The sequence below is a fragment of the Streptomyces sp. NBC_00775 genome, from assembly GCF_036347135.1.
Classification (GTDB): Bacteria; Actinomycetota; Actinomycetes; order Streptomycetales; family Streptomycetaceae; genus Streptomyces; species Streptomyces lutosisoli.
The window spans coordinates 8409803-8422440 of the sequence record NZ_CP108938.1; the positions used below are offsets into that span (position 1 = coordinate 8409803).

15 protein-coding genes are annotated in these 12638 nt (G+C 70.2%); 8 read left to right on the forward strand and 7 right to left on the reverse strand.

Going from position 1 to position 12638, the window contains the following annotated elements; genetic code table 11:
• Positions 1-36: 36 nt before the first annotated feature.
• Both OIC96_RS37335 and OIC96_RS37340 read right to left on the reverse strand, forming a co-directional pair.
• Complete coding sequence (locus tag OIC96_RS37335) at positions 37-279, reverse strand: hypothetical protein (protein ID WP_330310046.1); 243 nt, start codon at positions 277-279, stop codon at positions 37-39.
• A gap of 261 nt (positions 280-540) precedes the next feature.
• Complete coding sequence (locus OIC96_RS37340) at positions 541-927, reverse strand: DUF3099 domain-containing protein (protein WP_330303592.1); 387 nt, start codon at positions 925-927, stop codon at positions 541-543.
• A 244-nt stretch (positions 928-1171) separates the two neighbouring features.
• Between OIC96_RS37340 and OIC96_RS37345 the strand changes: the two genes are divergently transcribed.
• Positions 1172-1447 (forward strand): GlsB/YeaQ/YmgE family stress response membrane protein, encoded by a 276-nt coding sequence (locus OIC96_RS37345; protein WP_330303591.1) that lies wholly within the window; start codon positions 1172-1174, stop codon positions 1445-1447.
• A 67-nt stretch (positions 1448-1514) separates the two neighbouring features.
• Here the strand turns inward: OIC96_RS37345 and tyrS are convergent, their stop codons facing one another.
• The 3 genes from tyrS to OIC96_RS37360 are packed head-to-tail and all read right to left on the reverse strand — an operon-like array spanning position 1515 to position 5742.
• Positions 1515-2783, reverse strand: a complete 1269-nt coding sequence (gene tyrS, locus OIC96_RS37350) for a tyrosine--tRNA ligase (RefSeq protein WP_330303590.1) — start codon at positions 2781-2783, stop codon at positions 1515-1517.
• A 44-nt stretch (positions 2784-2827) separates the two neighbouring features.
• Positions 2828-4222, reverse strand: coding sequence for a metallopeptidase TldD-related protein (locus tag OIC96_RS37355; RefSeq protein WP_330303589.1), 1395 nt, complete (start codon positions 4220-4222; stop codon positions 2828-2830).
• On the reverse strand, positions 4219-5742 hold the full coding sequence (locus OIC96_RS37360) for a TldD/PmbA family protein (protein ID WP_330303588.1): 1524 nt from the start codon (positions 5740-5742) through the stop codon (positions 4219-4221). Before OIC96_RS37360 ends, OIC96_RS37355 begins: the two co-directional genes overlap by 4 nt.
• 248 nt (positions 5743-5990) lie before the next feature.
• On the opposite strand from OIC96_RS37360, the gene fabG reads away from it, so the two are divergent.
• The 3 genes from fabG (at position 5991) to OIC96_RS37375 (ending at position 8009) form a co-directional block, all read left to right on the forward strand.
• Entirely contained in the window at positions 5991-6695 is a 705-nt protein-coding gene (gene fabG, locus OIC96_RS37365; RefSeq protein ID WP_327427692.1) for a 3-oxoacyl-[acyl-carrier-protein] reductase, read from the forward strand.
• Positions 6696-6700: 5 nt separating this feature from the next.
• On the forward strand, positions 6701-7468 hold the full coding sequence (gene fabI, locus OIC96_RS37370; protein WP_330303587.1) for an enoyl-ACP reductase FabI: 768 nt from the start codon (positions 6701-6703) through the stop codon (positions 7466-7468).
• Positions 7469-7715: 247 nt separating this feature from the next.
• Positions 7716-8009: a hypothetical protein gene (locus tag OIC96_RS37375; protein ID WP_330310045.1), complete on the forward strand. Its 294-nt coding sequence runs from the start codon at positions 7716-7718 to the stop codon at positions 8007-8009.
• Between the two features lie 35 nt (positions 8010-8044).
• Here OIC96_RS37375 and OIC96_RS37380 read toward each other — a convergent pair whose 3' ends face one another.
• Complete coding sequence (locus OIC96_RS37380; RefSeq protein ID WP_330303586.1) at positions 8045-8749, reverse strand: FadR/GntR family transcriptional regulator; 705 nt, start codon at positions 8747-8749, stop codon at positions 8045-8047.
• A 111-nt stretch (positions 8750-8860) separates the two neighbouring features.
• Between OIC96_RS37380 and OIC96_RS37385 the strand changes: the two genes are divergently transcribed.
• The 4 genes from OIC96_RS37385 to OIC96_RS37400 all read left to right on the forward strand — a co-directional run bounded on the left by OIC96_RS37385 (position 8861) and on the right by OIC96_RS37400 (position 11359).
• Positions 8861-10183: a CynX/NimT family MFS transporter gene (locus tag OIC96_RS37385; RefSeq protein WP_406501452.1), complete on the forward strand. Its 1323-nt coding sequence runs from the start codon at positions 8861-8863 to the stop codon at positions 10181-10183.
• Positions 10184-10234: 51 nt separating this feature from the next.
• Positions 10235-10351 (forward strand): SGM_5486 family transporter-associated protein, encoded by a 117-nt coding sequence (locus OIC96_RS37390; protein ID WP_330303584.1) that lies wholly within the window; start codon positions 10235-10237, stop codon positions 10349-10351.
• Positions 10352-10527: 176 nt separating this feature from the next.
• Positions 10528-10743, forward strand: a complete 216-nt coding sequence (locus OIC96_RS37395; protein WP_330303583.1) for a hypothetical protein — start codon at positions 10528-10530, stop codon at positions 10741-10743.
• Positions 10744-10840: 97 nt separating this feature from the next.
• Entirely contained in the window at positions 10841-11359 is a 519-nt protein-coding gene (locus OIC96_RS37400; RefSeq protein ID WP_330303582.1) for a SixA phosphatase family protein, read from the forward strand.
• 64 nt (positions 11360-11423) lie between these two features.
• Here OIC96_RS37400 and serB read toward each other — a convergent pair whose 3' ends face one another.
• Entirely contained in the window at positions 11424-12635 is a 1212-nt protein-coding gene (gene serB, locus OIC96_RS37405) for a phosphoserine phosphatase SerB (protein ID WP_330303581.1), read from the reverse strand.
• Positions 12636-12638: the final 3 nt, after the last annotated feature.

Sequence of the window (12638 nt, forward strand, 5' to 3'; positions counted from 1 at the left end):
CTCGCCGGACCCCGGCGGCCGGCCTCCCCGGGGAGGTCAGCGCTGCCCCTCCGGGTCTTCCCACTCGTCGAGCTTCACGACGTCCTTCAGAAACCCGCGCACACCGAGGAACTGGGACAGATGCTCGCGATGCTCCTCGCACGCGAGCCATGTCTTGCGGCGCTCCGGCGTGTGCAGCTTCGGGTTGTTCCAGGCGAGCACCCACACGGCGTCGGCGCGGCAGCCCTTGGCCGAACACTGCGGAGTGGTGGGAGCGGGGGACAGGTCGGAGAGCGGCAAGTTCACGCCTCAACCCTAAGCGGCTCTGCGGCACGCCCTGAACGGCTCCGAAAAGGCGACGCCGAGCAGCCACGGGGGGAGCTGCCCGGCGTCGGTCCGTCGCTCCGACGGGGGATGCGGAGCGCGTACGAAGTATGTCACGGGAGACCCGCCGCCCGGCACTGGAACAACATGATTGATCTGAGCTTTTCTTGAGCTTGGTGCGCGGCCGGATTCCGTTTTCGGAGGATCCTCCGAGGTCAGCCAGGGGCCGGATCGGGGTCAGCTCATGTCGTGCGGCTCGCCCCGCAGCCGCGCCCCGTGGTCGGCCGCGACGTCTTCCGGGACGGATTCCGCGGAGCCGTCCTCCCGTGGCGGAGCGATCATCGGACGACTGGGGGCGGCGACGAACGTCGAGGGAAGCGACGGCGTGTTCTCCCGGCCCGCGTTGGCGATGACCACGGCGATGTAGGGGAGGAGTATCCCGAGTACCAGTGCGACGAGCGCGACGTGCCGCTCGACGTTCCACAGGGTGGCTGCCAGGATCACTGAGACCGTGCGGACGGACATCGAGATGACGTAGCGGCGCTGCCTGCCCCGTACGTCTTCGTCGAGCCCCTGCCTGGCCCCGGTGATCCGGAAGACCTGACTGTTGCTCTGCTTCCGCATCACGTTCCACCACCCGCCTGTGTCGGACGCTCCCCGGTCCGTACCGGTCCGAACCCCGTCAAGGAAGCAGGCCCGAACAGCCTCCACGTTACGCCGCGGCTGCGTCGCCTTCGAGACCGGGGGATGTCCTGACTGGGCGGACATGATGCGTCGTACCGCGTATGGCTCCGCCCGACATGCGCCGTATGGCGGACAGCCCGAGACTGGCCGTACTGCTCACGTAGAGCCGTACTAGGAGGCAGACATGGGCTGGTTGTGGGCGATCATCGTCGGGTTCGTGCTGGGCCTGATCGCCAAGGCGATCCTTCCGGGCAAGCAGCACAGCCCGCTCTGGCTGACGACCATCTTCGGCATCCTCGGAGCCGTCGTGGGCAACGCGATCGCCCGTGCGGTCGGCGTCGACGCGACCCGAGGCATCGACTGGAGTCGGCACCTCTTCCAGCTCGTGGCCGCGCTCATCATCGTCTTCCTCGGCGACATGGCCTACGTGGCACTGCGGGGCAGCAAGCAGCAAGCCTGACGGCAGGTACGACGAAGGGGGCGGACCTCCCACGCGGGAAGCCGCCCCCTTCGGTGTGCGTACGTGGTCAGCCGGCCGTGACCTCGACCGCCGCCAGGTTCTTCTTGCCCCGGCGCAGCACCAGCCAGCGCCCGTGCAGCAGGTCCTCCTTGGCGGGGACCGCGTCCTCGGCGGCGACCTTCACGTTGTTCACGTACGCCCCGCCCTCCTTGACCGTGCGGCGCGCGGCCGACTTGCTCGCCACCAGGCCGACCTCCGCGAAGAGGTCCACGACGGGACCGAGCTCGGCGACCTGGATGTGCGGCACCTCGGAGAGGGCCGCGGCCAGCGTCTTCTCGTCGAGCTCAGCCAGCTCGCCCTGACCGAAGAGGGCCTTGGACGCGGCGATCACGGCGGCCGTCTGATCGGCGCCGTGCACCAGCGTGGTCAGCTCCTCGGCCAGCGCGCGCTGGGCGGCGCGGGCCTGGGGGCGCTCCTCGGTCTGCTTCTCCAGCTCTTCGAGTTCCTCGCGGGACCTGAAGGACAGGATGCGCAGGTACGTCGAGACATCCCGGTCGTCCACGTTCAGCCAGAACTGGTAGAACGCGTACGGCGTCGTCATCTCGGGGTCGAGCCAGATGGCGCCACCCTCGGTCTTACCGAACTTGGTGCCGTCCGCCTTGGTCATCAGCGGCGTCGCCACCGCGTGCACGTTGGCGTGCGGCTCCAGGCGGTGGATCAGATCGAGGCCCGCGGTGAGGTTGCCCCACTGGTCGCTGCCGCCCTGCTGGAGCGTGCAGCCGTGGCGTCGGTACAGCTCCAGGAAGTCCATGCCCTGCAGCAGCTGGTAACTGAACTCCGTGTAGCTGATGCCTTCCTCGGACTCCAGGCGCCGGGCCACGGAGTCCTTCGTCAGCATCTTGTTGACGCGGAAGTGCTTGCCGATGTCCCGCAGGAACTCGATGGCCGACAGGCCGGCCGTCCAGTCCAGGTTGTTCACCATGACCGCGGCGTTCTCGCCCTCGAAGGACAGGAACGGCTCGATCTGCGCGCGCAGCCGGGTCACCCAGTTCGCGACCGTCTGCGGGTCGTTCAGCGTGCGCTCGGCCGTCGGGCGCGGGTCGCCGATCTGGCCCGTCGCGCCGCCGACCAGGGCGAGCGGGCGCAGGCCCGCCTGCTGGAGGCGGCGCATGGTCAGGACCTGCACCAGGTGGCCGACGTGCAGGCTGGCCGCGGTCGGGTCGAAGCCGCAATAGAACGTGACGGGACCGTCCGCGAGCGCCTTGCGCAAAGCATCTTCGTCAGTGGACAGGGCGAACAGGCCCCGCCACTTCAGCTCGTCGACGATGTCCGTCACGGTTCTCGTATCTCCTTGGGTGGTCTCGTGAATCAGGTACGAGGTTATACGCCCTGACTGACAGAGCTCATATTGAAGTCCGGCACCCGCAGCGCGGGCATCGCAGCCCTAGTGAACCAGTCGCTCCACTCCCTGGGCAGCGTCTTTTCCGTCCGCCCCGCCTCCGTCGCCCGCCCCAGCAGGTCCACCGGCGACTCGTTGAACCGGAAGTTGTTCACCTCGCCGACGACCTGGCCGTTCTCGACGAGGTAGACGCCGTCCCGGGTCAGCCCGGTCAGCAGCAGCGTCGCCGGGTCGACCTCGCGGATGTACCAGAGGCAGGTCAGCAGCAGACCGCGCTCGGTGGCGGCGACCATCTCCTCCAGGGAGCGGTCCTCGCCGCCGTCCAGGATCAGGTTCCCGATGGTCGGGGCGACGGGCAGCCCGGTGAGGCCCGCGCTGTGCCGGGTGGTGGACAGATGGGTCAGCGTGCCCTCACGGACCCAGTCCGTCGCGGACAGCGACAGCCCGTTGTCGAACACGGACGCGTCGTCGCCGGAGGAGTGCGCGAGAACGAAGGGGGCGGTCTCCAGGCCCGGCTCGTTCGGGTCGCTGCGCAGCGTCAGCGGCAGCTCGGTGAGCTTCTCACCGACGCGGGTACCGCCACCGGGCTTGCTGAAGACCGTCCGGCCCTCGGCCGCGTCCCGGGCGGCCGCCGACCACATCTGGTAGATCAGCAGGTCCGCGACGGCGGTCGGCGGCAGCAGCGTCTCATAGCGCCCCGCGGGCAGGTCGATGCGCCGCTCGGCCCAGCCGAGCCGTACGGCCAGCTCGGCGTCCAGCGCTGCCGGATCGACGTCCTTGAAGTCCCGTGTCGACCGCCCCGCCCACGCCGACCGCGTACGGTCCGGCGACTTGGCGTTGAGCTCCAGCGTGCCCTTGGGCTGGTCGTGCCGCAGACGCAGCCCCGTCGACGTACCGAGATAGCTGGAGACGAGTTCGTGGTTGGCGAACCCGTACAGCTCGCGGCCGCCCGCACGCGCGCGTGCGAACGATTCGCCGAGCGCCGGCGCGAAGTCCGCGAAGACGGCGGACGAGGTCTCGGCGGGCGCGTCCGTGAAGTCGGGGGACTCCGGTACGCCCGCGACGAGCGGCTGGGCATCCTCGGCCGGACCCGCGCCGCGGGCCGCCGCCTCCGCGGCCCGCACCAGCGGCTCCAGCTCGTCGGCGGTCACGGCCGAGCGCGAGACGACCCCGGACGCGGTCCCCTCACGGCCGTCGACGGTGGCGATCACGGTCAGCGTGCGCCCGCGCGTGACCCCGTTCGTGGTCAGCGCGTTGCCCGCCCAGCGCAGGTTGGCGGTCGACTCCTCGTCGGCGATCACCACACAACCGTCGGCGCGGGACAGTTCGAGGGCGCGCTCGACGACCTCGTGCGGCTTGTTCGTACGCGCGCTCATCGACCGGCCTCCTGCGTGGTGTTCAGAATGTTGACGCCCTTGAAGAGGGCCGACGGGCAGCCGTGCGAGACCGCCGCGACCTGGCCCGGCTGGGCCTTGCCGCAGTTGAAGGCACCGCCCAGGACATACGTCTGCGGGCCGCCCACCGCGGCCATCGAACCCCAGAAGTCGGTGGTCGTCGCCTGGTACGCGACATCGCGCAGCTGGCCGGTGATCCGGCCGTTCTCGATCTTGAAGAACCGCTGCCCGGTGAACTGGAAGTTGTAGCGCTGCATGTCGATGGACCAGGACCGGTCACCGACGACATAGATGCCGCGGTCGACGCTCCCGATGAGATCCTCCGTCGACATCCCGGCCGGATCCGGCTGCAGGGACACATTGGCCATGCGCTGCACGGGCACATGGCCGGGGGAGTCGGCGTACGCGCATCCGTTGGACCGCTCGAAGCCGGTCAGCCTGGCGATGCGCCGGTCCAGCTGGTACCCGACGAGCGTCCCGTCCTTGACGAGGTCCCAGGACTGCCCGGCCACCCCCTCGTCGTCGAATCCGATCGTCGCGAGGCCGTGCTCGGCGGTGCGGTCGCCGGTGACGTTCATCAGCTCGGATCCGTACCGCAGCTTGCCCAGCTGGTCGAAGGTGGCGAAGGAGGTGCCGGCGTACGCGGCCTCGTAGCCCAGCGCGCGGTCCAGCTCGGTGGCGTGGCCGATGGACTCGTGGATGGTCAGCCACAGGTTCGACGGGTCGACGACGAGGTCGTACACCCCCGCCTCGACGCTCGGCGCCCGCATCTTCTCGGCGAGCAGCTCCGGGATCCGCTCCAGCTCGGACTCCCAGTCCCAGCCGGTGCCCGTCAGGTACTCCCAGCCGCGCCCCACCGGCGGCGCGATCGTCCTCATGGAGTCGAACTCGCCGCTGGACTCGTCGACGGCGACGGCGGTGAGCTGCGGGTGCAGCCGCACGCGCTGCTGTGTGGTCACGGTCCCGGCGGTGTCGGCATAGAACTTGTTCTCGTGCACGGTCAGCAGCGAGGCGTCGACGTGATTGACGCCGTCGGCCGCCAGCAGCCGCGCGCTCCAGTCCGCGAGCAGCCCGGCCTTCTCCTCGGCCGGCACGGAGAAGGGATCGATGTCGTACGACGAGATCCATGTCTTCTCGGCGTGCACCGGCTCGTCCGCCAGCTCCACGCGCTCGTCCGACCCGGCCGCCTTGATCACCTGCGCCGACAGCTTCGCCATCGCCACGGCCTGCGACGCCACCTTCGCGGCGGCGTCCATCGTCAGATCCACACCCGACGCGAACCCCCAGGTCCCGCCGTGCACCACCCGCACCGCGTACCCCAGGTCCGTGGTGTCCGACGACCCGGCGGGCTTGGCGTCCCGCAGCCGCAAGGCCGCACTGCGCACCCGCTCGAACCGGAAGTCCGCATGGTCGGCGCCCAGCGCACGCGCGCGTGCGAGCGCGGCGTCGGCCAGGGCGCGCAGCGGTAGCGCCGTGAAGGCTTCGTCGATGGAATGAGGCACGGAGGTCTCCCTGCTGTCGTGGCCTGTCGGGTCCGATCATGTCGCGCGGGCGGGCCCGGCGGCCACGTCTTTCCGCTCGACGACCGCATCTTTCGGCCGCGCGGCCAGCACTTTCTGTAGGAATCCGACAGCGAGTCCCCGGTCCCACTGTCGGTGCCCGATTCTCCGCGCGGCGGAGCGGACCGATAGGTTTTCGGTGAAGGCGCCTGTCTTGCAGGGGTTCCGTCCGCTATCGAAAGGGTGATCCGTTGAGCCGCTCGGTTCTCGTCACCGGAGGCAACCGGGGCATCGGCCTCGCCATCGCCCGCGCGTTCGCCGACGCCGGCGACAAGGTCGCCATCACATACCGCTCCGGTGAGCCGCCGGCCGGCTTCCTGGCCGTCAAGTGCGACATCACCGACACCGAGCAGGTGGAGCAGGCCTACAAGGAGATCGAGGCCGAGCACGGCCCCGTCGAGGTCCTCGTCGCCAACGCCGGCGTCACCAAGGACCAGCTCCTGATGCGTATGTCCGAGGAGGACTTCACCTCGGTCATCGACACCAACCTCACCGGCGCCTTCCGCGTCGTCAAGCGCGCCAACCGCGGCATGCTGCGCGCCAAGAAGGGCCGCGTCGTCCTCATCTCGTCGGTCGTCGGACTGCTCGGCTCGGCGGGACAGGCGAACTACGCCGCCTCCAAGGCCGGCCTGGTCGGCTTCGCGCGCTCGCTCGCCCGGGAGCTCGGCTCCCGCAACATCACCTTCAACGTCGTCGCGCCCGGCTTCGTCGACACGGACATGACCCAGGCGCTCACCGACGAGCAGCGTGCGAACATCGTGTCGCAGGTGCCGCTGGGCCGGTACGCGCAGCCCGAGGAGATCGCCGCGACGGTGCGGTTCCTCGCCTCGGACGACGCCTCGTACATCACTGGAGCCGTCATCCCTGTTGACGGCGGACTGGGAATGGGTCACTGATCATCATGAGCGGAATTCTTGCGGGCAAGCGCATCCTGATCACCGGTGTGCTGACGGAGGCCTCCATCGCCTTCCACACCGCCAAGCTGGCCCAGGAGCAGGGCGCGGAGATCATCCTGACCGCGTTCCCGCGGCCCACGCTGACCGAGCGCATCGCCAAGAAGCTCCCCAAGCCCACCAAGGTCATCGAGCTCGACGTCACCAACGACGAGCACCTCGCCCGCCTGGCCGACATCGTCGGCGAGGAGCTGGGCGGCCTCGACGGAGTCGTGCACTCCATCGGCTTCGCGCCGCAGGACGCGCTCGGCGGCAACTTCCTGAACACGCCGTTCGAGTCGGTTGCCACGGCCATGCACGTCTCGGCGTTCTCCCTGAAGTCGCTGACCATGGCCTGCCTGCCGCTGATGCAGAACGGCGGCTCGGTCGTCGGCCTCACCTTCGACGCGCAGTACGCCTGGCCGCAGTACGACTGGATGGGCCCGGCCAAGGCCGCCCTGGAGGCCACCAGCCGCTACATGGCCCGCGACCTGGGCAAGCAGAACGTCCGCTGCAACCTCATCTCCGCGGGCCCGCTCGGCTCGATGGCCGCCAAGTCCATCCCGGGCTTCGGCGAGCTCGCCGCCGTGTGGGACTCCCGCGCGCCCCTGGAGTGGGACCTCAAGGACCCGGAGCCGGCCGGCCGCGGTGTCGTCGCCCTGCTGAGCGACTGGTTCCCGAAGACCACGGGCGAGATCATCCACGTGGACGGCGGTCTGCACGCGATCGGCGCGTAAAGGCTTACGCGAGCGCTTACGTACGCGGGCCCTCCGGCTCTCGTACGTCGATGACGCCCCGTTTCCCGCAGCGCGCGGGGAGCGGGGCGTCACCCATTGGGCCCACCGGCCGGGCGGAGGAGGTGGGCAACTGCGCACTCTGGAGTAAGCGTTCCGCACGCGTTCCCTCCCCAGCACGGCCGAGGAGGTCTCCCTTGTGCGCCTGTTCCCCCGCTTCGCCCCGGTGCTGGCCGCCGTCGCTCTCGTGATGGCCCTGCCGTACGACGCCACGCCGCACGCGCGCGTGGAGGCCGAAAAACCCGCTGTTCCGCAACTTTTCGGAGCCGAGTGCCGCACCACCGTCACCGGCTCCCACGTGGTCGCGTACTGCCACAACCCGTACCCGGAGACCGACCGCGTCAGCCTGCACGTCGAGTGCGACCGCTGGTGGGACATCGACAGCGACGGCGTGCCGGTCGACGCGGAACCCGCCATGACGGTGCGGCTCACCGGACGATGCTGGGAGGAGATCCGCTCGGTCTGGGTCAGCCACCAGAAGTGATGTCCGGGGTCAGCCACCAGAAGTGATGTCCCGGGTCAGCCGGAAGCGCCGTCCGGGTCCTTCGGGCCGAGCCGTCCCGGACGGCACAGGAACGGATAGCCCGCGGCCTCCGTGGCGGCCGCCTCCGCGTCGCCCGAGCGGATCGCGTCGACGAGCCGGGCGTGGTCCATGTACGTCTCCGGCGTCAGCTTCTCGCCGACGTCCTCGCGCAGCCAGTCGCGCAGCACCTCGCCGAGATCCGCGTACATCGCCGTCATGACGTCATTGTGGGACGCGGCCACCACCGCCAGATGAAAGGTCGCGTCGGCGGTCACGAAGGCCTCCGCGTCGCCCGACTCCCACGCCTCCTCGCGGCGTACGAGGAGCGCGTCCAGCTGCTTGAGATCGCGCTCGGTGCGGCGCTCGGCTGCCAGCTCGGCGGCGCTCGACTCCAGCGTGGAGCGCAGCTCGGCGATGTGCCGCGGGTCGGCGTCCGCGAAGCGGCGGTGCATCACACCCGCCAGCTCGCTGGTCGCCACGACATAGGTGCCGGAGCCCTGGCGGATGTCGAGCAGGCCGTTGTGGGCCAGCGCGCGCACCGCCTCGCGGACCGTGTTGCGGGCGACGCCGAGTTGCTCGACCAGCTCCGGCTCGGTGGGGATGCGGGAGCCCACCGGCCACTCGCCCGAGGTGATCTGGTTCCGCAGCTCGGCGATGACCTGCTCGGACAGCGCCGAACGGCGGGGGTGGCTCAGCGGCATGGCGGTCCTTCATACGGGCCCGGGGTGGTCGGTCGCGCCGGGCCGGAGATTCCGGAGATTAACGCAACGGGATTGGACAGCCAATCATCCCATGATTCTATGATGGGCGGCATGACTGGCGAGAAGACCCGGACGATGACGTCCACGCCGATACGCACCTCCGCAGGCACGAAGTCCGAGAACGAGACACCCGCCACGCGCGCGTGGACGACGCGTCTGGTGATCGTCGGCATCGTCCTCACCGCCCTCAACCTGCGCCCCGCGATCACCAGCCTCGGCGCCCTCCTCGAAGAGGTGCGTGGCGGGCTCGGCATGAGCGGCAGCGTCGCCGGACTGCTCACCTCCGTACCGCCGCTCTGCTTCGCCGTCTTCGGCGTCATGGCACCGCGGCTCGCCCGCCGCTTCGGACCCGGCGCGGTCGTCTGCGCGGGCATGGTCGCCATCACGGCGGGCCTGGCGATCCGGCCGTACGCCGGGAACACGGCCGGCTTCCTGGCCGCCAGCGCGCTCGCCCTCATGGGCATCGCCGTCAGCAACGTCCTGATGCCGGTGATCGTCAAGCGCTGGTTCCCGGACAGGGTCGGCTCCATGACCGGCCTGTACTCGATGGCCCTCGCGCTCGGCACCTCGACCGCGGCCGCGGTGACCGTGCCCATGACCGACGTCCTGGGCGGCAGCTGGCAGTCCGGGCTCGCGGTGTGGGCGGGGCTCGCGGCGGCGGCCATAGTCCCGTGGATCGCGCTCGTACGCGCGCGGGGCGCCGAATCCGCGAGCGGCGCCACCGCCCGGCGTACCGACGCCGGGACCCGTACGCCCGCCCGGCACGAGCCCGACGAGTTCCGCATCACCCGCAGCCGTACCGCCTGGGCACTCGCCGTCTTCTTCGGACTCCAGGCCACCGCCGCGTACATCACGATGGGCTGGATGGCGCAGATCTTCCGCGACGCGGGCGTCTCGGCCGGCACCGCGGGACTGCTCCTCGCCGTCACGATGGTGATGGGCGTGCCGCTGGCCTTCGTCATCCCGCGCCTGGCCACGCGGCTGCCCCACCAGGGGCCGATCGTGGTCGCACTCGGCGCCTGCGGACTCGCCGGATACGCCGGCCTTTACGTTGCCCCCGCGGGCGGCGCCTGGGCCTGGGCCCTGCTGCTCGGCGTCTCCAACTGCGCCTTCCCGCTGGCCCTCACCATGGTCGGCATGCGGGCCAGGACCGGCGCGGGTGTCGCCAAGCTCTCGGCGTTCGCCCAGAGCGCCGGCTATCTGCTCTCGATCCCGGGCCCGCTGCTGGTGGGCGTCCTCTACCAGCACAGCGGCGGCTGGGGCCTGCCGCTCGCCCTCATGGCGGGACTGATGGTCCCGCAGATCGCGGTGGGCATCCTGGCGGGCCGCAACCGCACGGTGGAGGACGAGGCGGCTCGCCGGCCTCAGCCCTGACGCGCCGACCCCCCTCCTGAGAGGGCGGACGAAGGGTGCGAGACTGGCCGTATGCCAGTGCTCGAACCGAACCCCCCGAACGGCCAGAAGAAGATGCTGCTCGTCTTCGGCACGTTCTTCGCCATCACCGTGATCATCGCCATCATCGCGACCATCGCTTCGCCGTGACCCTGGCTCCGCTCGTCACCGCCCGATGGTGGGGCTAACCCCCCATCCCCTAGGGGGTGAGTGTCAGGGTCAAGTGGGTGGAGCGCCGGATGGGTTGAGCGCCCCGGATTCCGTAACTTCGAGATGTGGCCGCGAGGACGCGGACCACGGAGCACTCGAAGCCCCACGGAGGCGGCATGTCGGCCCGTACGCACACCCGGCCCCACCCGGCGACCTCGGGCCGCGTCGACATCCGGCTGCCCTGGTGGGCCCTCGCCCTGCCCACGCTCGCCTTCGTCACCCTGCTGCTCCTGATACTCAATCCGGTGGACGCGCACGCCGCGGGCGGCGGAGCCGCGATCACCCAGGTCTTCGAGCACGTCCAGCACACGGTGCTGCGCCAGGCGCCGTAAACCGGCTGGTGCCCCAGGTGGAACCCCCGTCACCCCTCCCGGGGGAGCACGTCAACTCCCTGCGCCCGATGGCGTGTTTCATGCGAAGCTGGGACGCATGAGCGTCGCAGAACCCCGCAGGATTATCCTCTTCCGGCATGCGAAAGCCGACTGGCCACAGGTGTCCGATCACGAGCGGCCGCTCGCCGACCGGGGCCGCAAGGACGCCGCCGTCGCCGGACGCAGGCTGGCCGACACCGGCATCCCCTTCGATCTGGCCCTCTGCTCCACCGCGGCCCGGACCCGCGAGACCTGGAAGCTCGCTGTCCACGAGCTCGCGCACCGGCCGAAAACGGTCTATGAGGAGCGGCTCTACGAGGCCTCGCCCGGCGAGCTGATCGCCGTGCTCAACGAAACCCCCGACGACGCGCAGAACGTGGTGCTGATCGGCCACAACCCGGGCGTGCACGGCCTCGCGGAGATCCTGGCGGGCCAGGCCGAGGGCGACACCCGCACCCGGATGAACAGCCGCGATTTCCCCGCCGCCGCCTTCGCCGTACTCTCCTTCGACGGCTCCTGGAAATCCCTGGAGCCCGGAGTGGCCACCCTGGTCGACTACTGGGCGCCGACCGAGTAACCCACCTCTACAGGGACGGGGCCCGGCACCGAGAAGGTGCCGGGCCCCGTCCATGAACGTGAGCTCAGTGGTCGTCCAGGTGCATGTCCGCCGCCTCGACCTCTTCACGCGTGACGCCCAGCAGGTAGAGCACGGTGTCCAGGAACGGGAAGTTCACCGCGGTGTGCGCGGCCTCCCGCACCACCGGTTTGGCGTTGAACGCGACACCGAGCCCCGCCGCGTTGAGCATGTCGAGGTCATTGGCACCGTCGCCGATCGCCACGGTCTGGGCGAGCGGCACCCCCGCCTCGGCGGCGAACCGGCGCAGCAGCCGCGCCTTGCCCGCGCGGTCCACGATCTCCCCGGTGACCCGGCCGGTCAGCTTCCCGTCGACGATCTCCAGCGTATTGGCCTGAGCGAAGTCGAGCCCGAGCCGTTCCTTGAGGTCATCGGTGACCTGCGTGAACCCACCCGAGACGACACCGACTTGGAAGCCGAGCCGCTTCAGCGTACGAATCAGCGTGCGCGCCCCCGGCGTAAGCCGCACTTCCTCCCGCACCTTGTTCACCACCGACGCGTCCAGCCCCTCAAGGAGCGCCACACGCGCGTGCAGCGACTGCTCGAAGTCCAGCTCCCCGCGCATCGCGGCCGCAGTCACCTCGGCGACCTCGGCCTCGCACCCGGCGTGCGCGGCGAAGAGCTCGATCACCTCGTCCTGGATGAGCGTCGAGTCCACATCCATCACCACGAGACGCTGGGCCCGCCGATGCAGCCCCGCCGCCACCACCGCGATGTCGACACCGAGTGCCGCGGCCTCGGTCACGAGCGCGGTGCGCAGCGTCTCGGTCTCCGTACCGGACACGGCGAACTCGACGGCCGTCACCGGGTACTTGGCGAGCCGGAAGATACGGTCGATGTTGCCGCCGGACTTCGTGATCCGCGCGGCGATCGCGGCCGTCGACTCCGCGGTGAGCGGATGCCCGAGCACGGTGACGAGCGAACGCCCGACGCCGCGGGGCCGGTTGTCGCCGAGGCCGGAGATGATCTCGGCCTGCATCTTCATCGACTCCGCCCAGCTGTGGACGGTGGCCCGCAGATCACCCTCGACCCCGGCGGGCGGCTCGGTCACGAGCGCGCACAGCACCATCCGGCCACGGGTGACGACCTGCTCGATGTCGACCACGTCGACGGAGTAGGCGGCGAGGGTGTCGAAGAGTCCGGCCGTGATGCCGGGCCGGTCCTTGCCGAAGATCTTGACGAGGAGAGTGGGGACGTCAGAGGTCTGCGTAGCGCTCATGGT